The organism is Amycolatopsis sp. NPDC088138 (assembly GCF_044741685.1).
Taxonomy (GTDB): Bacteria; Actinomycetota; Actinomycetes; order Mycobacteriales; family Pseudonocardiaceae; genus Amycolatopsis.
Map to the genome: position 1 here is coordinate 587,332 of NZ_JBIUTB010000003.1, position 19,829 is coordinate 607,160.

The following is a 19,829-nucleotide window of genomic DNA, read 5'->3' on the forward strand; positions in this document are numbered from 1 at the left end:
AGCGAGGGCCTTTCCCGTTGAGCGGGACTCGGTCAGCGGAAGTCGCGGCCGAAGTCGTAGTCGTCCAGCGGCACCGCGGCACCGGTACCCGTACCGAACACGTCCGGGGTGTAGTAACCGTCGTCGTAGGACGGGATCGCGTACGCCGCGACCCGGGCCTCTTCCGTCGGCTGCACCTGGATGTTGCGGTACTTGTTGATGCCCGTACCGGCCGGGATCAGCTTACCGATGATCACGTTCTCCTTGAGGCCCACGAGCCGGTCCGAGCGGCCGTTGATGGCCGCGTCGGTCAGGACGCGCGTGGTCTCCTGGAACGACGCCGCCGACAGCCACGAGTCCGTGGTGAGCGACGCCTTCGTGATCCCCATCAGCACCGGGCGACCCGAAGCCGGCTCGCCGCCTTCGGAAACCGTCGAACGGTTGCGGGCCTCGAACTTGGTCCGCTCGGGCAGCTCGCCCGGCAGGAAGTCCGTGCCACCCGAATCGATGACCGTCACCCGGCGCAGCATCTGCCGGACGATGACCTCGATGTGCTTGTCGTGGATCGACACACCCTGGGCCCGGTACACCTTCTGGACCTCGTCGGTGAGGTGCATCTGCGCCTCACGCGGGCCCATCACGCGCAGGACCTCGTGCGGGTCCGGGGTGCCCTCGAGCAGCTGCTGCCCGACGTTGACGTGGTCACCGTCGCCCAGCGGGCCGTTCGGGGTGTTCGCGAGCCGCTGACGCTTGGACAGCTTGTCGAAGACGATCTCTTCGCCGCCGTCGTCCGGGATCAGCGTGATCTTCCAGAACCGCTCGCTCTCCTCGATGCGCACCCGGCCATCGACGTCGGCGATCGGCGCCTTGCCCTTCGGGACCCGAGCTTCGAAGAGCTCCTGGACACGGGGCAGACCGGTCGTGATGTCGTCACCGGCGACACCACCCTGGTGGAACGTACGCATCGTCAGCTGCGTACCCGGCTCACCGATCGACTGGGCCGCGACGATACCCACGGCCTCGCCGACGTCGACGAGCTGACCGGTCGCCATCGAGCGGCCGTAGCAGGTCGCGCAGATGCCGACGGCCGACTCGCAGGTCAGCACCGAGCGGACCTTGACCTTCGAGATGCCGCTGGAGAGCAGCTTGTCGAGGGCCGGGTCACCGATGTCGTCACCGGCGTTCAGCACGACGTTGCCCTTGGCGTCCACCGCGTCCGTCGCGAGGTTCCGCGCGTACACGGAGGTCTCGACGTGCTGGTCGCGCAGGACCTTGCCGTCACCGATGTCCTCGCCGATCGGCATCATGATGCCGCGGGTCGTGCCGCAGTCGACCTCGCGGACGATGACGTCCTGCGAGACGTCCACCAGACGACGGGTCAGGTAACCCGAGTCGGCGGTACGCAGGGCCGTGTCCGCCAGGCCCTTGCGGGCACCGTGCGTCGCGATGAAGTACTCCGCCACCGACAGGCCTTCGCGGAAGTTGGCCTTGATCGGACGCGGGATGTACTCACCCTTCGGGTTCGACACCAGGCCACGCATACCGGCCAGCGACCGGACCTGCGTCATGTTGCCCGCCGCGCCCGACTTCACGATCATGGCGATCGGGTTGTCGTCCGGCAGCGCCGTCTCCATGATCTTGTGGACCTCTTCGGTGGCCTGCGTCCACACCTTGACGAGCTCGTTGTTGCGCTCGGTGTGCGACAGCTGACCACGCTGGTAGCGCTTCTCCACCTGGGAGGCCTTGCCCTCGTACTCGTCGAGGATGGCCTTCTTGCCCACCGGGGTGAGCACGTCCGAGATGGCGACGGTGACACCCGACCGGGTCGCCCAGTAGAAACCGGCGTCCTTCAGCCGGTCCAGGGTCTGCGCGACCTGGGTCATCGAGTACCGCTCGGCGAGGTCGTTCACGATCGCGGCCTGACGCTTCTTCGGCATCGGCTCGTTGATGAACGGGTAGTCCGCCGGCAGCAGCTCGTTGAACAGCACGCGGCCCAGGGTCGTCTCGGCCAGCCAGGTCTTGCCCGGCTCCCAGCCCTTTTCCGCGAGCCGCGCCTCGTCGGCCTTCGCCGGCTGACGGTCGGACACGCGGATCTTGATCGGGGCGTGCAGGCCCAGCGCCTTGCGGTCGAAGGCCATGATGGCCTCGGCCGGCGAGGAGTACGCGCCGCCCGCGCCTTCGGCCTTCTCGTTGAGACGGGTCAGGTGGAACAGGCCCGTCACCATGTCCAGACGCGGCATGGCGAGCGGACGGCCCGACGCCGGCGAAAGGATGTTGTTCGCCGACAGCATCAGGATCCGGGCCTCGGCCTGCGCCTCGGCCGACAGCGGCAGGTGCACCGCCATCTGGTCACCGTCGAAGTCCGCGTTGAACGCCTCGCAGACCAGCGGGTGCAGCTGGATGGCCTTGCCCTCGACCAGCTGCGGCTCGAAGGCCTGGATGCCGAGACGGTGCAGGGTCGGCGCGCGGTTCAGCATCACCGGGTGACCGGTGATGACCTCTTCGAGCACGTCCCACACCTGCGGCCGCGAGCGCTCCACCATCCGCTTGGCGGACTTGATGTTCTGCGCGTGGTTCAGGTCGACCAGCCGCTTCATGACGAACGGCTTGAACAGCTCGAGCGCCATGTCCTTCGGCAGGCCGCACTGGTGCAGCTTCAGCTGCGGGCCGACGATGATGACCGAACGGCCCGAGTAGTCGACTCGCTTGCCGAGCAGGTTCTGGCGGAACCGGCCCTGCTTGCCCTTGAGGAGGTCGGACAGCGACTTCAGCGGCCGGTTGCCCGGGCCGGTGACCGGACGCCCGCGGCGGCCGTTGTCGAACAGCGCGTCGACGGCCTCCTGCAGCATCCGCTTCTCGTTGTTGACGATGATCTCGGGCGCGCCGAGGTCGATCAGCCGCTTGAGGCGGTTGTTGCGGTTGATCACGCGGCGGTACAGGTCGTTCAGGTCCGACGTCGCGAACCGGCCACCGTCGAGCTGCACCATCGGGCGCAGGTCCGGCGGGATGACCGGGACGGCGTCGAGCACCATGCCGCGCGGGTCGTTGCCGGTCGCCTGGAAGGCCGCGACGACCTTGAGCCGCTTCAGCGCGCGGAGCTTCTTCTGCCCCTTGCCGTTGCGGATGGTGTCGCGCAGGTTGTCGGCTTCGGCCGCGACGTCGAACTCGGCGGCCAGCTTCTGGATGGCCTCCGCGCCCATGCCGCCGGTGAAGTACTCGCCGTAGCGGTCGACGAGCTCGCGGTAGAGCAGCTCGTCGGCGATCAGCTGACGGGTGTCGAGCTTCGTGAAGGTCGTCCAGACCTCCTCGAGGCGGTCCAGCTCGCGACCGGCACGGTCACGCAGCTGGCGCATCTCGCGCTCGCCGCCCTCCTTGACCTTGCGGCGGACGTCGGACTTGGCGCCCTCCGCCTCCAGCTCGGCCAGGTCGGCTTCCAGCTTCTGCGCGCGGGTCTCGATGTCCGCGTCACGCTTGGTTTCGAGGTTCTTGCGCTCGACGCCGATCTCGTTCTCGAGGGTCGGCAGGTCGTTGTGGCGCAGCTCCGTGTTCACGCCCGTGATGACGTAAGCAGCGAAGTAGATGATCTTCTCGAGGTCCTTCGGCGCCAGGTCCAGCAGGTAGCCCAGGCGGGACGGAACACCCTTGAAGTACCAGATGTGGGTCACCGGCGCGGCCAGCTCGATGTGGCCCATCCGCTCACGGCGCACCTTGGCGCGGGTCACCTCGACGCCGCAGCGCTCACAGATGATGCCCTTGAAGCGGACGCGCTTGTACTTGCCGCAGTAGCACTCCCAGTCCCGGGTCGGACCGAAGATCTTCTCGCAGAAGAGGCCGTCCTTCTCGGGCTTGAGCGTCCGGTAGTTGATGGTCTCCGGCTTCTTGACCTCGCCGTACGACCACTGACGGATGTCGTCAGCCGTGGCGAGACCGATGCGGAGCTCATCGAAGAAGTTGACGTCCAGCACGTCTAGATCCCCTTGGGGTTGTTTCGGCTAGAGGGGGTTGGCGGGCGAGCGAGGGGGGCCCTGCGGGAGGCCGGTCCCCCCTCGCTCAGCTCGCGATCAGTGCACGACGTCGTCCACCGAGGGCGACTCGTTGCGGGACAGGTTGATGCCGAGGTTCGCCGCAGCGCGCTCGAGGTCCTCGTCGTCGGAGTCGCGCATCTCGATCGAGGAGCCGTCGCTGGAGAGCACCTCGACGTTGAGGCACAGCGACTGGAGCTCCTTGAGGAGCACCTTGAACGACTCCGGGATGCCCGGCTCGGGGATGTTCTCCCCCTTGACGATGGCCTCGTACACCTTGACGCGGCCGACCACGTCGTCCGACTTGATCGTCAGCAGCTCCTGCAGCGTGTAGGCAGCGCCGTACGCCTGCATCGCCCAGCACTCCATCTCACCGAAGCGCTGGCCACCGAACTGCGCCTTACCACCCAGCGGCTGCTGCGTGATCATCGAGTACGGGCCGGTGGAGCGAGCGTGGATCTTGTCGTCGACCAGGTGGTGGAGCTTCAGGATGTACATGTAGCCCACCGCGACCGGGTACGGGTACGGCTCGCCGGAGCGGCCGTCCAGCAGCGTCGCCTTGCCGTTCTCCTTGACCATGCGCTCGCCGTCGCGGTTCGGCTTGGTCGCCCCGAGCAGCCCGGTGAGCTCCTCTTCCTTCGCGCCGTCGAACACCGGGGTCGCGGTGTTCGTGCCGGGCGCGACGTCGTAGAGCTCCTCGGACAGGTTCTTCGCCCAGTCCGGTTCGCCTTCGATCGTCCAGCCCTGCGAGGCCAGCCAGCCCAGGTGCAGCTCGAGGATCTGGCCGATGTTCATCCGTCGCGGCACACCGTGGGTGTTCAGGATGATGTCGACGGGCGTGCCGTCCTCCATGAACGGCATGTCCTCGACCGGCAGGATCTTGCCGATGACACCCTTGTTCCCGTGCCGGCCGGCGAGCTTGTCGCCCGGCTGGATCTTGCGCTTCTGGGCCACGTAGACGCGGACCAGCTCGTTGACGCCCGGGGGCAGCTCGTCGTCGTCCTCGCGCGAGAACACGCGGATGCCGATGACCTTGCCGGTCTCGCCGTGCGGCACCTTCAGCGAGGTGTCGCGGACTTCGCGGGCCTTCTCCCCGAAGATCGCGCGGAGCAGGCGCTCTTCCGGCGTCAGCTCGGTCTCGCCCTTGGGCGTGACCTTGCCGACGAGGATGTCGCCGTCGCGGACCTCGGCACCGATCCGGATGATGCCGCGCTCGTCGAGGTCCGCGAGGACCTCTTCGGAGACGTTCGGGATGTCCCGGGTGATCTCTTCGGCGCCCAGCTTCGTGTCGCGGGCATCGATCTCGTGCTCCTCGATGTGGATCGACGTGAGCACGTCGTCCTGCACCAGGCGCTCCGAGAGGATGATCGCGTCCTCGTAGTTGTGGCCCTCCCACGGCATGACCGCGACGAGCAGGTTCTTGCCGAGCGCCATCTCACCGTTCTCGGTGGACGGGCCGTCGGCGATGACCTGACCCTGCTCGACCCGGTCGCCCTCGTTGACGATCGGGCGGTGGTTGAAGCAGGTGCCGTGGTTCGAGCGGCGGAACTTGTACAGTCCGTAGCTCTTCCGCGTGCCGTCGTCGTGCATGATCGTGATCAGGTCCGCCGAGAGCTCCTCGACGACACCGGACTGCTCGGCGACGAGCACGTCACCGGCGTCGACCGCGGCACGCAGCTCCACCCCGGTGCCGACGTACGGCGCCTGGTTGCGAAGCAGCGGCACGGCCTGGCGCTGCATGTTCGCACCCATCAGGGCGCGGTTCGCGTCGTCGTGCTCGAGGAACGGGATCATCGCCGTCGCGACCGAGACCATCTGCCGCGGCGAGACGTCCATGTAGTCGATGTCGAGCGGGTCGATCAGCTCGACCTCGCCGCCCTTGCGGCGGGCCATGACCCGGTCTTCGACGTAGGTGCCGTCGTCGGTGATCGGCGCGTTGGCCTGGGCCTTGACGTACCGGTCCTCTTCGTCCGCGGTCAGGTAGTCGACCTGGTCGGTGACCCGGCCCTCGACGACCTTGCGGTACGGCGTCTCGATGAAGCCGAACGGGTTGACCCGCGCGTAGGAGCAGAGCGAGCCGATCAGGCCGATGTTCGGGCCTTCCGGCGTCTCGATCGGGCACATCCGGCCGTAGTGCGACGGGTGGACGTCCCGGACCTCCATGCCGGCGCGCTCACGGGACAGACCACCCGGGCCGAGGGCCGACAGACGACGCTTGTGCGTCAGGCCCGACAGCGGGTTGTTCTGGTCCATGAACTGCGACAGCTGCGAGGTGCCGAAGAACTCCTTGATCGCCGCGCCGATCGGGCGGATGTTGATCAGGGTCTGCGGGGTGATCGCCTCGACGTCCTGCGTGGTCATGCGCTCACGCACGACTCGCTCGGTGCGCGACAGGCCGACCCGGATCTGGTTCTGGATCAGCTCGCCGACGGTGCGCAGGCGGCGGTTGCCGAAGTGGTCGATGTCGTCGGTCTCGACCGGGATCTCGGTGCCGTTCTGCGCATCGAGCTTGTCCTCGCCGGCGTGCAGCCGGACCAGGTACTCGATGGTCGTGACGATGTCCTCTTCGGTCAGCGTCCCCGTGTCGTAGGACGTCGACAGGCCGAGCTTCTTGTTGACCTTGTACCGGCCGACCTTGGCCAGGTCGTAGCGCTTCGCCTTGAAGAACAGGTTCTCCAGCAGGGTCTGCGCGCTCTCCTTCGTGGGCGGCTCGCCCGGGCGCAGCTTGCGGTAGATGTCGAGCAGGGCCTCGTCGGTGCCGGCGGTGTGGTCCTTCTCGAGGGTCGCCAGCAGCGTCTCCGAGAAGGAGAAGCGCTCGCGGATCGCCTCGGTGGTCCAGCCCAGCGCCTTCAGCAGCACGGTGACCGGCTGGCGGCGCTTGCGGTCGATCCGGACGCCGACGGTGTCGCGCTTGTCGACGTCGAACTCGAGCCACGCGCCGCGGCTCGGGATCACGCGGACGCTGAAGACGTCCTTGTCGGTCGTCTTGTCGACGTCCTTCGAGTAGTAGACGCCCGGCGAGCGGACCAGCTGGGACACGACGACACGCTCGGTGCCGTTGATGATGAACGTGCCCTTGTCGGTCATGACCGGGAAGTCGCCCAGGAAGACCGTCTGGCTCTTGATCTCGCCCGTGTTGTTGTTGACGAACTCCGCCGTGACGAACAGCGGGGCCGCGTACGTCATGTCCTTGTCCTTGCACTCCTCGATCGAGGCCTTGACCTCGTCGAAGCGCGGAGCGGAGAAGGACAGGGACATCGATCCGGAGAAGTCCTCGATCGGGGAGATCTCGTTGAGAACCTCTTCGAGGCCGCCGACCGGGTTTTCTTCACCTTCTTCGACACGGCGTTCGAACCACGCTTCGTCCCCGGTGAACCACTGGAACGACTGGATCTGGACGTCGAGCAGGTTGGGGGTGTTGAGCGGTTCGCGAATCTTTGCGAAGGAAACCCGCTTGGGCGCGCCGGGGATTCCCGTGGACTCCGAGCGAGATTCAGCCGAGGTGGTCGCAGCAGTGGCCTGGTTCGCGGGAGAGACTGCCAAGATGCGTCCTTCCGGGGACAATGAGCGGTGACGGCCGCCATAGCAACAGCTATCAGCGACTGTCAAGGGTGCCGTGTGCCCACTATCCTAACTACCGGCTCCGGGCAGCCTGAAAGAGGGCAGCGCAAAGAGGCAGTCTAGCCCGAACGGCGCGGTCTGTCCAGGGGGCGCTCCCGATGGGGCCCAGCCTGCTTCGCGACGTCTTCAGGTATGCCTCCAGGCGAGCCGGTGGTCCCTCCCGCAAGGGCTCCCGGTTTCGCCGTTCGGGAGTAAGCGTGAACCCACCGGGCGCGAGAGTCAAGATGCCACACGGGGGTCCCGCCGGTTGGCGCAGCGTGGAAGTAGGTCTGCGGAGCGTGAGCGGCCGAATATCCTCCCAGTTACCGGCCAGTAGCGCCACCACTGCGTCTGGACCTGCGGATTTACCCGGTTCTCCGGACGTGCGGCCTGTGCTCCAGGCCACTTCGGACGGGCCCAGGTTCGTCCATCGGCGGCGTGTCGCGGGGAGTTGGGTAACCGGCCCGGGACCCGCGCGGGCGACGTCACACCCGCACCAGGCGCCCCGCCCGCCCCGGGGCCGCCGGGCGCTCACTGGTCCGGTTCGACGCCCGCGGTTCGCCGGAGGCACCACGGCGCCCTCAGTGGCCCGACGCGGACGCGGGGCGGCTCCTGGGCGCTCGGCGGGTGCTGCCGGGAGCACGGCAGCCCGCTCGATGCCGACCGGATCGTGACCCGGAGCGGCTCGCCGGCCCGGTCGGACACCCACGGCGGCTTCGCGGCGCGGGCCCTCAGGCAGATCCTGCGGGCTGTCCGCGGCTCGCTCGCCGGGAGCCGTCTGCGGCTCACACACCCGGTGCAGGCTCCTCCGGCCAGTCTGGCGAACCATCCGCGGCGCGCGCCCGGGGCGCAGGCCCCTCGGGCCGGTTCGGCGAACCCCCGCGGCTCACACGCCGGGCGCAGGCCCCTCAGGGCTAGACCGGCGAGCTGCCCGCGGCTCACACACCGCGGCTCGCACGCCGAGCCGGTTCGGCGAACCATCCGCGGCGCGCGCCCGGGGCGCAGGCCCCTTGGACCGGTTTGGCGAACCGCCCGAGGGCCCACACCCGGTGCAGGCCCCTTGGGCCGGTCCGGCGAACCGCCCGCGGCCCACACACCGCGGCTCGCACGCCGCGCCGGTTCGGCGAACCGCCCGCGGCTCACACCGGGCGCAGGCCACTTGGGCCGGGTTGGCGAACCGCCCGCGGCCCACACCCGGTGCAGGCCCTCGGGCCGGTCTGACAAAGCCGTCCGCGGCTCACACGCCTCGGCGCAGGTCCCTTGGGCCGATCCGGCGAACCTTCCGCGGCTCGCACACCGGTGCACAGGCCCCTCGGGCCGATCCGGTGAGCCACCCGCGGCTCACCTCACACACCGAGGCGCATCCCCCTCGGGCAGGTCTGACAAACGACCCGCGGCTCACACCCCCGGGGCGCCAGGCCCCTCAGGCCTGCCCGGCGAGCTGCCCACGGCTCACACACCGCGGCGCAGGCCCCTCATCCGGCCACCGTCCGCGACTCGCACTCAGGAACACCCGCCCAGGCGCCGCCGGGGCGGGTGTTGCCCGCTCGAGCCCGACCCAAGCGCCGCTCAAGCCGATCCCGTGACCCTGGCACTCGTCCAGCACCTCCGAGCGTCCACCACGGGCGCGATGAACCAGACCCAAGCGCCGCTCAGGCCGGTCCAGCCACCCAAGCCGGCAACGGCTCACACGCCGCACGCCAGTCGTCCGGGACCTCTGAGCCGTCCGCCGCGAGCACGCCGCCCACAATCGCGCCCACCGTGTCCGCGTCCTCGGCGAACCTGGCCACCGTCCAGAGCGCCTCGGTGAAGCTGTCCGCGAAGCGGGCGGCGATCCACAGGGCCAGCGGGACCGTGTCGTGCGCGGCCATCTCGCGGCCCGTCCCGAGCTTGGCGGCGGCTTCACGCGCGTCGGAGAACTTCAGGGACCAGGTGATGCCGTCGCGGACGCGGCCGGGCGGCACGAGCGGGATCACCTCGTCCAGCAGGTCCGCCCCGGCCAGCCCCGGGGACGCGGCCCGCAGCGCGGCCGCCGCCGCGACGGCCACCGTGCCCGCGATGCCTTCGAGGTGCGAGTGCGTCACCACCGCGGACAGCTCCGCCTGGCGCAGCGCCTGCGGCAGATCGTCGCAGAACCACGCGCCCAGCGGGGCGACGCGCATCGCGCCGCCGTTGCCCCAGGAGCCGTGGCCGTCCTTCTCGCTGACCTCCTGCCACGGCCGCCCGTTCCGGATCTGGTTCAGGCGCCACTCCGCGCCCGGGCCGTAACCGCGGGCGGAGTCGAGGCGGGTGGCGAACTCGCGGGCGAGCGCGTCCTGGTCGACCTGGCCGTGCTGCTGCAGGACGGCGACGATCGAACACGCCATCTCGGTGTCGTCGGTCCAGCTCCACGGCGCGGCGGGCAGCTGTCTGCCGATCACGTCCGGGTGGTCGCCGGGCTCGAGGATCTGCGCGCCGAAGGCGTCACCGACGGCGAGGCCGACGAGACTGGCGTACGCCTGTTCTAATCCCATCGGCCCACCGTAGCGGCGGCACCACCGCCCGCTGACCGCCGACATCGACGAGCGGCACCGAGCGTCGCCCGGCGGCTTACTTGGACGGGGACGGCGAAGCGGGAGCCTGCGACGAAGGGGCCTGCGTCGCCGCCGGGACCTTGGGCGCGTTGTACGTGTCCATGTCCGTGATCTTCCACTTGTCGCCCTGGAGCTGGGCGTTCAGGTGCAGCTGGGCGGTGCCCGCGGTCGTCTTCTTGGTGTCCGTGCGGGTCGAGGTCTGGTCGACGAAGACCATCACCTTCGCCAGGTCGTCGTTCAGCATGATCACCGCGGCACGGGTGACCTTGCACGTGACGATCATCTTCTGGCCCGGCGCGAGCCGCTTCACCTCGCCCATCAGCGAGTTGTACTTGTTCCGGACGTCGTCGTTGGCGAGCAGGTCGTTCGCCGCGTCCTCGGTCTTCTTGATGTTGTTGAAGTCGTAGGAGAACAGGGCCTCGGCCGCCTTCGACACGGCGTCCTTCACCTGCGCGGTCTTCGCGACGTCCAGCAGCGCGGTGTTGCTGGTCGCGTTCGAGATCGCGCTCTCCTTGGTGTGGAAAAAGTACGCCAGGCCACCGAGCAGGAGCGCGACGAGCACCAGCGCGCCCGCCACGAGGTACGGCCGCTGCGCCGAAGCGCCCGCGAGACGCTCCGGCTCGTCGTCGGCGGCTGCCGGGACCTCCTCGACCTCGGTCGGCTTCGCGATCCCGGTGTCGCGCTTCTTCCGCCGCGGCGCCGGACGGACCGGAGCGGCGTCTTCGACGGGGGCTTCCGGCTCACCCGTGAGCGCGTCGACCTTCTCGGCCTCTTCGGTGCCGACGGCGGCGAACACCGTGGTGTCCTCGGCGGACGCCGTGTCGATCCGCCCGGTGGCCGGCTCGAACGGCTCCTCGGCCCGCGGCTTCGCGACCGGGGCCACCGGACGCGGCATCGGGCGCGGCGCCGGCCGGGGCCGCGGCTTGCGGGTCTCGGCGGCGGTCGCGGAGGTCTCGGGGGACGTCTCGGCCGGCGGTACGGCCGGAACCTGGCCGGTCCGCTCGGCGGGCGACTCGTCCGTGGCCGGCCTGCGCAGGCCGGCCACGCGGGGCCGGCGCGGCGGCGGGGTGCTGCTGCTGCGAGGCGGCTGGCGGCGGGAGGGGGGCACTACAAGCTCCTTCTGGTGACGCTGATGAGGTTTGTTCAGCCGTCGCCCGGCGCTGGGTAACTGCTGGTCAGTCGGCTGCGGGCGGGTGCGCCGCGCTGACCAGAACAAGCCTCACTACTGACCGGCCGCGACGAGGGGGACGCTGTCGATGCCGGACAGCTTCCAATCGTCGCCCACGCGGGTCATCGACACTTCGAGGCGCAGCGGCTTCGCGCTGCTCTTGTCCCCCTGGGTGACGGTCGTGGCGATCGCGGCGAGGAAGCTGGCCTTGCCTTCGTGGTCGTCGAGCTCCTCGACGGCGATGTCCTGGACGTCGGTGGTGACCTTCGTCTTGGCGTCGGAGAGCGCCTTGCGGAACGTCGGCGCCGACTGGTCGATCTGCTGCGACATCGTGGCGTCCGAGACGGACTTCTGCCGGGCGAAGAAGCCGTCGAGGTCCTGGTAGTCGACCTCGGTGTAGGCCTTCAGCGCGTTGGTGCCCGCCTTGACCACGGCCTCGCGCGACGCCGCCAGACCGGCGTTGTCGTCGTTCGCCGCCACCCACCACAGCACACCGAACAGGATCGCGGCGATCAGCGCGGCCAGTGCCAGCGCCGCGGCACCGAGCACGAGGATCCGCGAAGACGACTCGCTCGACGGCACCTTCGTGGCACCCACCGACTCCTCTTCGGGCTCCGCCACCGCGACGGCGGCCTGCTCGTCCGCACTCATAACACTCCAGGGTAGGTAACGGTCATCAAATCCACGTCAGGCGAGTCCGAGCAGCGATCCCAGGCTGTTCAGGCTGACGCCGGGGCTGCCGACGATGCCCGGCACGCCCCGGGTGTCCCGCTCCTCGGCCAGCTCTTCGGCCGGCCGGTTCGCGTTCGCCGCGACGTCACCGTTGCTCGGGGCGACCGGCACCCCGTTGTACGGCGCGTTCTGCGCGCCGCGCACGTTGATCGGGCTGCCCTTCGGTTCGGCACAGTACGCGTCTTCCTTGGCCGGCTTCGCCGAAAGGTCGGCCCCCGTCCGGTACTGCTGGTAGGGGATGTAGCCCTTGGTGCAGGCCGGCGGGTTGAACAGGTTGAGCACCAGCCCGAGGTGCGCGGTGCCGTCACCGGGCGCAACGCTGCTGGCCGCGCCGGCCAGCGCCGGGTACGTCACCAGGCCCTGCTCGATGCCGTCCAGCCGGGTCACGGTCAGGTTGGCCGTGGTCAGCAGGTTCGCCGTCAGCGCGCCGAGGCCCGGGCCGGACTCGCTCAGCACCTGGCTGATCTGCGACGCCACCTGCGGCGTGATGCCGATGAGCTTGCGCAGGTCGCCGTCGGAGTTCTTCAGGGTGCCGGTGAGCTCGTTGAGGCTCTTGCTGAACGACGCGAAGTTCGCCGCCTCGTCGTTCTGCGTGTCCAGCACCTGGCCGCCGGCGTCGAGCAGCTGGATCGTCTGCGGCAGGTACTGCTGCGCCGTCGTGGTGAAGCTGCGCGCGGTGTCGAGCAGCTTCTGCAGGTCGCCGCCGGTGCCGCGGAACGCGTCGTAGGACTCGTCGACGACCGTGCGCAGCGAGTCGACCGGGACCGACGCCGCGAGCGAGTCGAGGTCGCCGATCAGCCGGTCGGTGCTGACCGGGGTGGTGGTCTTGTTCGCCGGGATGACCGAGCCGGCCGCGAGGTACGGGCCCTTGTCGGCCTTGGGCCGCAGGTCGACGTACTGCTCGCCGACGGCCGAGCGGTTGGCGACGACGGCGTCGAGGTCCGCGGGGACCTGCGGCGCCGACGGGTCGATGTTGAGGTCGGCCTCCAGGCCGGTCTGGGTGAGCCGCAGCTCCCCCACCCGGCCGACGTTGAAGCCGCGGTAGGTGACCTCGGCGTTGGTGAAGATGCCGCCCGACTCGTTGAGCTCGAGCTTCACCGTGTAACCGCTGTTGCCGAACACCGTGCCGAGCCCGGCGAACCGGATCAGCGCGTACACGATCGCGACGATCGAGATGATCGCGAACGCGACCAGCTGCAACCTCGTCCTGCGCACCAGCATCAGCCGTTACCTCCCGACAGGAGACCGAAGAGCCCGGACAGGCCGGACTGCGACTTCCCGGGTTGTCCCGTCTGACCGCTTTCACCCGGGATGGGCAGCGGCGGCGGCTGGTCGGACGGCGTGCCCTGGACGCCACCGGTCAGGCCCGGGAGCGGGAGCTGGCCGTTCAGGATGTTCTGGCGGCTGTTGCCCAGGTTGCTGACGATGGTCTGCAGGTTCAGGTCGACCTTGGCGTAGAGGTTGAAGTAGTCGCCCTTGACGCCGTTGACGGCCTGGTCGCTGAACGGGAACGTCAGCAGGATCTGCAGCGCCTTCGGCAGGTCGTTGCCCGCCTCGCCGAGCTTCTGCAGCGTCGGCGTCAGCGCCTTCAGGTCGGCGACGAGGTCCTTCTGCGACGCGTTCACCGTCTCGGTGGCCACCCCGGAGAGGTTGTCCAGCGCGTTCAGCATGGTGACCAGCTGGCCGCGCTGCGACTCGAGCACGCCGAGGCCGGGCCCGAGGTTGTCGACCGCGCCGACCAGCTTGTCCTTCTGGTCGTTGAGCGTCGAGGAGAGCCGGTTCAGCCCGTCGATGGCCCGGGTGATGTTCTTCGACTGGTTGTCCAGGTTGGTGACCAGCAGGTTCGCGTTGTCCAGCAGCGCCTTGATGTCCGGCTCGCGGCCCGACGTGGCGTTGTTGAGCTCCTTGGTGATGGTGTTGAGCTGGTCGACCCCACCGCCGTTGAGCAGCAGGGACAGCGCGCCCAGCAGCTCTTCGACCTCGACGCTGCGGTTCGTCCGGGCCAGCGGGATCGTCGCGTCGTTCGCGAGCTTGCCCTGGGCCTGGTCGTCCCCGGGCGAGGCGAGCTCGACGTACTTCTCGCCGAGCAGGCTGGACTGCTTCACGTTGGCCAGCGCGTTGGCCGGCAGCTTGACGTCGCCGTTGACCTTGAGCGTGACCAGCGCGTGCCAGCCGTCCTTGGTGAGGCCGACGTTCTCGACCTGCCCGACCGGCACCTCGTTGACCTTCACGCCCGCCTTCGGCGTGAGGTCGAGGACGTCCCGGAACTCGACGTTCACCGTGTACGGGTGGTCGCCGAGGTCGGCGCCACCGGGCAGCGGCAGGTCGTAGATGCCCTTGAACGAGCAGCCGGTGAGCACCAGCGCGGACGCCGTCACCAGCGCCCCGACGGTCAGCAGCTTCCTCACTGGCCACCTCCGTAGAGCTGCCCGGCGATGGGCAGCGGCAAGGGCGGCAGCTGACCGGACTGCAGGGCCTGCAGGGTCTGCGCCAGGGACGGCAGCGGGATCACCTTGTCGACCACGCCGGCGATGTTCTCGCAGGCGTTGCCGAGCACGTCCGGGATGCTGTTGGTGCCGACCTGCTTGAGCAGCCGGCAGATCATCACCAGCGGCGGCTGGGTCAGCTCGTTGAGGTTCGGCCGGGCGTCGAGCGTGCCGGCCGCGCCGTTGTAGGTGTTGACCAGGTTGCTCAGGCCGACCGGCGCGACGTCGAGGATCTCGGCGAGCGAGCTGCGCTGGTCGACCAGGACGTTGGTGATCCCGGCCAGCTTGTCCACATTGGACTTGAGCCGGTCGTGGTTCTGGTCGATGAACGCCTGCACCGAGGTGAGCGTGGTGCCCAGCTGCTGCACGGTCGCGGCCAGGTTGTCCTTTTCGGACGCCAGGTAGCCGCTGACGTCGGCGAGCTGGCCCTCGAAGTCGCGGACCTGGCTGTCGGAGTCGGCCAGCGTCTGCGAGAACTTGCCGAGGTTCTCGACCGTGGAGAACAGGTCGTCCTTGTTGCCGGCCAACGTGCCCGCGGCCTGGCCGAGCTTGGTGATCGTGTCGTGCAGGGCCTGGCCGTTGCCGTCGACGTTGGCCGCCGCGGTGTTCAGCAGGTTCGACAGCGACCCGTTCTTGTTGGCGCCGTTCGGGCCGAGGGTCTCGCTGACCCGGGCCAGGCTGGACGCGAGCTGGTCGACCTCGAGGGGCACCTCGGTGCGGTCGAGGCCGATGGTGGCGCCGTCGGAGATCCGCGGGCCGCCGGTGTAGGCCGGGGCCAGCTGGACGTAGCGGTCCGACACCAGCGACGGCGCCACGATCAGCGCCTTCGCGTCGGCCGGCACGGCGACCGAGCGGTCGTACTCGAACTCGACCTTCACCTGGTTGCCCATGGGCTGGATCTTGGTGACCGTGCCCATGTCGACGCCGAGCATCCGCACGCTGTTGCCCTCGTACAGGCCGACGGCACCGGCGAAGTACGCGGTCAGGTGGTTGCGGCCGGCGTCCTTGAGCGTCCACCAGATCCCGCCGGCGACGACGAGCGCGAGCACGATCGCGATGGTGAAGCCCCGGGTCAGGGCCTGGCCGAAGCGGGTGTCACTCATTTCGTGTAGCACCCCTCTTCGTTGAGCGGACCGAACGACGGCAGGACCAGGCCGCAGATGTAGTTGTCGAACCAGCGGCCGTTGCCGATGGTGTTGGTGAAGACGCGGATGAACGGCGCGAACTTCGCGATGCCCTGGCCCAGCGCGTCCTGGTTGCGCTGCAGCATCGACGTCAGCTGGTCGAGCTGGGTGAGCACCGGGTCCAGCTGCTTGCCGTTGTCGTCGATCAGGCCCTGCAGCTGCGTGGCCAGCTCGCGGGAGCCGTTCAGCAGCGACGTGATCGCGTCCTCGCGCTTGGCCAGCTCGCCGAGCAGCGCGTTGCCGTCGGTGAGCAGCTTCTGCACCTCGGCGTCGCGGTCGACCAGCGTCTGCGACACCTCGCGGGTGTTGGCCAGCAGGTTCGACAGCTGGCTGTCGCGCGAGGCGATCGTGTCGGACAGCTTCGACAGCCCGGACAGCGCACCCTTCACGTCCTGCGGCGTGTTGGCGAACGTCCCCGAGATGGTGTCGAAGCTCTGCGCCAGCTGCTTGGTGTCGATGTCGTCGACGGTCTGCGAGAGCCCGCGGAAGGCGTCGAGCACGTCGTAGGGGGCCATGGTGCGCTCGCGCGGGATCCCGGTGCCCGGGTTCAGCGCGCCCTCACCCTGCGGGTCCAGCGACAGGTACTTCTGCCCGAGCAGCGTCTTGATCTTGATCGCGGCGCTGGTCCGGTCACCCAGCCACGCGTCCTTGACCTTGAACGACACCTTGACCGACGCGCCGTCGAGCTTGATGTCGCTGACCTTGCCGACCTTGACGCCGGCGATCCGGACGTCGTTGTCGGTCTGCAGCCCGGAGGCCTCGCTGAACTCGGCGCTGTAGGTGGTGCCGCCGCCGATCACCGGCAGGTCGTCGGAGTTCAGCGCGGCGATGAAGGCCAGCGCGAGGACGGCGATGCCGACCAGCGCGATCGGGACGGGGTTGCGCTTCTGGAAGGACTTCATCCCGTGCACCTCTCCCGGTTGACCGGGATCAGCGGGATCGCGACGTCGTTGATCAGTGGCGGCAAGCTGACGCTCCCGGAGAACTCGCAGGCGTAGAAGTTGAACCAGGAGCCGTAGTCCGCGGTGCGGGTCAGCGTGCTGACCTTCTCCGGCAGGAACTGGATGAAGTGCTCCAGCTCCGGCTCGTTCTTGTTGAGCTTGTCGGTCAGCGTGCCCAGCGCGCTGATGTCGTTCTTCAGCGGCTCGCGGACCTCGCCGAGCAGGCCGGACGTCGTCTGGGCCAGGTTGCCGAGGCTCTCGATCGCGTCACCGATCGGCTTGCGGTCCGCGGCCAGCCCGGACACCAGCTGCTGCAGCTTCACGATCAGGTCGTTGAGCTGCGGGGTGTGCGCGTTGACCGTGTCGAGCACGGAGTTGAGGTTGTCGATGACCTGGCCGATGACCTGGTCCTTGTCGGCGATCGTGGTGGCCAGCGACGCGGTGTGCGACAGCAGGCTCTCCACGGTGCCGCCCTCGCCCTGCAGGACCTGGATGACCTCGTAGGACAGCTTGTTGACGTCGTCCGGGTTGAGCGCGGTGAACAGCGGCTTGAAGCCGTTGAACAGCTCGGTCAGGTCCAGCGCCGGTTGCGTCCGCTCCAGCGGGATGGTGCCACCGGGGCCGAGCGTCTTGCCGGAGGTGTCGTCACCCTCGCCGAGGGAGACGTAGCGCTGGCCGACCAGGTTGCGGAACTTGATCTGCGCGGTGACCCCGGCGGGCAGCTGTCGTCCGGCGTCGACCTCGAACTCGACCTCGGCCTGGCGCTTGTCGACGATCTTGACGTCCTTGACCTGCCCGACCCGGACGCCGGCGATGCGGACGTCGTCGTTGGGCAGCAGGAGCGTCGCGTCGGTGAAGCGCGCCTTGTAGGCGTTGGTGCTGGTCGTGTTGATGTTGGCGATGCTGATCCCGAGGATCGTCGTGAACAGCACGGTGACGACCACGAAGACGCCCAGCTTGATCAGCGGTGCGAGCAGGCCCCTCACTTGACCGTCACCTCCGCACCCCGGTACAGCGGGCCGACGAGCAGCGCGCTCCAGCTCGGGACGTCCGCGGCGTTCATGCCGAGCTGCGGGCCCAGCAGGTCGGCCAGGAAGCCCTGCTCCGCCGTCGAGTAGGCCAGGTTCCCGCCGGAGCCGTTGCCACCGGTGGCGTCGGCCTTGAAGTTGGCCGGGTTGAGGCCTTCACCGACGGTCTTCGGCGCGGTCTGGTGGATCGTGCCGTCCTTGAAGGCGCCGTCCGGCGGCTCCGAGGGGAACGGGTTCGGCAGCTTGTCCGAGTCGTAGCAGCGCGGGCCGCGCTTGTCGTCGAACCGCGGCTCTTCCTTGCCCGCCTCGTACGGCGCGCGCGGCACGACGACCTCGATGGTCGCGTGCAGGCCGGGCTGGTTGGTGCCCTTGCCCAGCGCCTGGTCGATCAGGGGGACGTTCTTGGCCATCTGGGAGATCACGCAGGGGTACTCCGGCGCGTACTTCGCCAGCAGCTCGGCCGTCGGCCGGGCGGTGGAGGCGAGGGAGATGATGTTGTCCTTGTTGTTCTGCAGGAACGTCTGCAGGTCCACCGACGCCTGGGTCAGGGTGCCGTAGAGGCTCGACAGGTTCTGCTGCTGGTCGACCACCGTGCGGGTGGTCGTGCTCAGGTTGTCGAGGCTCTGCACCAGGTCCGGGGCCGAGTCCTTGAGGTTGTCGGAGAACTCCGCCAGCGCCTTGAGGTTGTGCTGCAGCTCCGGCTCGTGCGGGTTCAGCTCGCCGATGTAGCTGCCCAGCTGCGACAGCGTGTCGCCGAGCTGGTCGCCGCGGCCGGACAGCGCGGTCGAGATCGCGGTGAGCGTCGCCGACAGCTTCTGCGGCTGGACCGCCTGCAGCACCGGCATCAGGTGCGCGAACGCCTGCTCCAGCTCGACCGCGCTCGACGTCCGGTCCTGCGGGATCACGTCGCCGTTCGTCAGCGTCTTCGACGACGGCTTGGCCGGGATCTCCAGCGAAACGAAGCGCTCACCGAAGAGCGTCTTCGGCAGGAACCGCGCCGAGACGTTCTCCGGGATCAGCTTCGCCGATTCCGGGTTCAGCGCGAGCGTCAGCTCCGCGCCGTCGGCGGTGGCCGAGATGTCCTTGACCGAGCCGACGATCAGGCCGCGGACCTTGACGTCGGACTGCTGGATCAGCTGGTTGCCGATCTTGTCGGCCTGCAGCTTCACCGTGACGAACTTGGTGAACGCCTTGTCGTAGAGCGCGATCGAAAGCGCCACGCCGCCGACCATCACGGCGACCAGCAGCAGGCCCAGCAGCCTGCGTCGCAACGTGGTCATCCCGCGATCCTTACCGTGACGTCGGTTCCCCAGATGGCGAAGCCGATGAAGAAGTTCATGATCGAGACCGTGACGATCGAGAGCCGGACCGCCTTGCCGACCGCGACGCCGACCCCGGCCGGGCCACCGGTCGCCCGGTACCCGAAGTAGCAGTGAGACAGGATGATCAGGACGCTGAAGAGCAGCACCTTGATGAACGAATACAGCACGTCCTGCGGCGGTAAGAACAGGTCGAAGTAGTGGTCGTAGGTACCGGCCGACTGGTTGTAGATGTAGATCACGACCAGTCTCGACGCGAGGTACGAGCTCAGCAGGCCGATGATGTAGAGCGGGATGACCGCGACGAACCCGGCGATGATCCGGGTCGTCACCAGGTACGGCAGGCTCGGCACGCCCATCACCTCGAGCGCGTCGATCTCCTCGGAGATCCGCATCGCGCCGAGCTGCGCGGTGAAGCCGGCGCCGACGGTGGCGCTCAGCGCGAGCCCCGCGACCAGTGGCGCGATCTCGCGGGTGTTGAAGAACGCCGTCAGGAAGCCGGTGAAGGCCGACGTCCCGATCGAGTTCAGCGCCGAGTAGCCCTGGAGGCCGACGAGGACACCGGTGAACAGCGTCAGGCCGACCATGACCCCGACCGTGCCGCCGATGACCGCCAGCGAGCCGGAGCCGAAGCTCACCTCGGCCAGCAGCCGCAGGACTTCCTTGGTGTAGCGGCGCAGCGTCCGCGGCGTCCACAGCAGCGCACGGCCGTAGAACGACATCTGGTCGCCCAAGGCGTCCAGTGTCTGGAGCGGTCGGTTGGCGACGCGTTTCGCGCCCTGGAGGAACGTCATGGC

Annotated in this window: 12 protein-coding genes; all 12 read right to left on the reverse strand. The window is 68.8% G+C overall.

Annotated elements, in window-relative coordinates:
• Nucleotides 1-32: 32 nt before the first annotated feature.
• The 12 genes from ACIOD2_RS17815 to ACIOD2_RS17870 all read right to left on the reverse strand — a co-directional run bounded on the left by ACIOD2_RS17815 (nt 33) and on the right by ACIOD2_RS17870 (nt 19,826).
• Nucleotides 33-3,944: a DNA-directed RNA polymerase subunit beta' gene (locus tag ACIOD2_RS17815; protein ID WP_400539060.1), complete on the reverse strand. Its 3,912-nt coding sequence runs from the start codon at nt 3,942-3,944 to the stop codon at nt 33-35.
• A gap of 96 nt (nt 3,945-4,040) precedes the next feature.
• Nucleotides 4,041-7,544 (reverse strand): DNA-directed RNA polymerase subunit beta, encoded by a 3,504-nt coding sequence (locus ACIOD2_RS17820; RefSeq protein ID WP_400539062.1) that lies wholly within the window; start codon nt 7,542-7,544, stop codon nt 4,041-4,043.
• A 1,709-nt stretch (nt 7,545-9,253) separates the two neighbouring features.
• The gene (locus ACIOD2_RS17825; RefSeq protein WP_400539064.1) at nt 9,254-10,114 is read right to left on the reverse strand and encodes an ADP-ribosylglycohydrolase family protein; all 861 of its coding nucleotides are present in this window, start codon (nt 10,112-10,114) and stop codon (nt 9,254-9,256) included.
• A 76-nt stretch (nt 10,115-10,190) separates the two neighbouring features.
• Nucleotides 10,191-11,219, reverse strand: coding sequence for a hypothetical protein (locus ACIOD2_RS17830; RefSeq protein WP_400540387.1), 1,029 nt, complete (start codon nt 11,217-11,219; stop codon nt 10,191-10,193).
• Between the two features lie 177 nt (nt 11,220-11,396).
• Nucleotides 11,397-11,993, reverse strand: a complete 597-nt coding sequence (locus ACIOD2_RS17835; RefSeq protein WP_400539066.1) for a hypothetical protein — start codon at nt 11,991-11,993, stop codon at nt 11,397-11,399.
• Between the two features lie 36 nt (nt 11,994-12,029).
• A complete protein-coding gene (locus tag ACIOD2_RS17840; RefSeq protein WP_400539068.1) occupies nt 12,030-13,295 on the reverse strand; it encodes an MCE family protein in 1,266 nt (421 codons plus the stop codon).
• Nucleotides 13,295-14,482 (reverse strand): MCE family protein, encoded by a 1,188-nt coding sequence (locus tag ACIOD2_RS17845; protein ID WP_400539070.1) that lies wholly within the window; start codon nt 14,480-14,482, stop codon nt 13,295-13,297. Before ACIOD2_RS17845 ends, ACIOD2_RS17840 begins: the two co-directional genes overlap by 1 nt.
• Nucleotides 14,479-15,663 (reverse strand): MCE family protein, encoded by a 1,185-nt coding sequence (locus ACIOD2_RS17850; RefSeq protein ID WP_400539072.1) that lies wholly within the window; start codon nt 15,661-15,663, stop codon nt 14,479-14,481. Before ACIOD2_RS17850 ends, ACIOD2_RS17845 begins: the two co-directional genes overlap by 4 nt.
• The gene (locus ACIOD2_RS17855) at nt 15,660-16,646 is read right to left on the reverse strand and encodes an MCE family protein (protein ID WP_400539074.1); all 987 of its coding nucleotides are present in this window, start codon (nt 16,644-16,646) and stop codon (nt 15,660-15,662) included. The genes ACIOD2_RS17850 and ACIOD2_RS17855 overlap by 4 nt, the downstream gene beginning before the upstream one ends.
• On the reverse strand, nt 16,643-17,671 hold the full coding sequence (locus ACIOD2_RS17860) for an MCE family protein (protein ID WP_400539076.1): 1,029 nt from the start codon (nt 17,669-17,671) through the stop codon (nt 16,643-16,645). Before ACIOD2_RS17860 ends, ACIOD2_RS17855 begins: the two co-directional genes overlap by 4 nt.
• Entirely contained in the window at nt 17,668-18,993 is a 1,326-nt protein-coding gene (locus ACIOD2_RS17865; RefSeq protein ID WP_400539078.1) for an MCE family protein, read from the reverse strand. Before ACIOD2_RS17865 ends, ACIOD2_RS17860 begins: the two co-directional genes overlap by 4 nt.
• Nucleotides 18,990-19,826 carry an MlaE family ABC transporter permease gene (locus ACIOD2_RS17870; RefSeq protein WP_400539080.1) on the reverse strand — a complete coding sequence of 279 codons (837 nt, stop codon included), beginning with the start codon at nt 19,824-19,826 and terminating at the stop codon, nt 18,990-18,992. The genes ACIOD2_RS17865 and ACIOD2_RS17870 overlap by 4 nt, the downstream gene beginning before the upstream one ends.
• Nucleotides 19,827-19,829: the final 3 nt, after the last annotated feature.

Bases quoted from the DNA above. Each gene is read 5' to 3' on its own strand.
- ACIOD2_RS17825 (WP_400539064.1), bottom strand. From the start codon at position 10,114: ATGGGATTAGAACAGGCGTACGCCAGTCTCGTCGGCCTCGCCGTCGGT.
- ACIOD2_RS17835 (WP_400539066.1), bottom strand. From the start codon at position 11,993: ATGAGTGCGGACGAGCAGGCCGCCGTCGCGGTGGCGGAGCCCGAAGAG.
- ACIOD2_RS17840 (WP_400539068.1), bottom strand. From the start codon at position 13,295: ATGCTGGTGCGCAGGACGAGGTTGCAGCTGGTCGCGTTCGCGATCATC.
- ACIOD2_RS17850 (WP_400539072.1), bottom strand. From the start codon at position 15,663: ATGAGTGACACCCGCTTCGGCCAGGCCCTGACCCGGGGCTTCACCATC.
- ACIOD2_RS17855 (WP_400539074.1), bottom strand. From the start codon at position 16,646: ATGAAGTCCTTCCAGAAGCGCAACCCCGTCCCGATCGCGCTGGTCGGC.
- ACIOD2_RS17865 (WP_400539078.1), bottom strand. From the start codon at position 18,993: ATGACCACGTTGCGACGCAGGCTGCTGGGCCTGCTGCTGGTCGCCGTG.
- ACIOD2_RS17870 (WP_400539080.1), bottom strand. From the start codon at position 19,826: ATGACGTTCCTCCAGGGCGCGAAACGCGTCGCCAACCGACCGCTCCAG.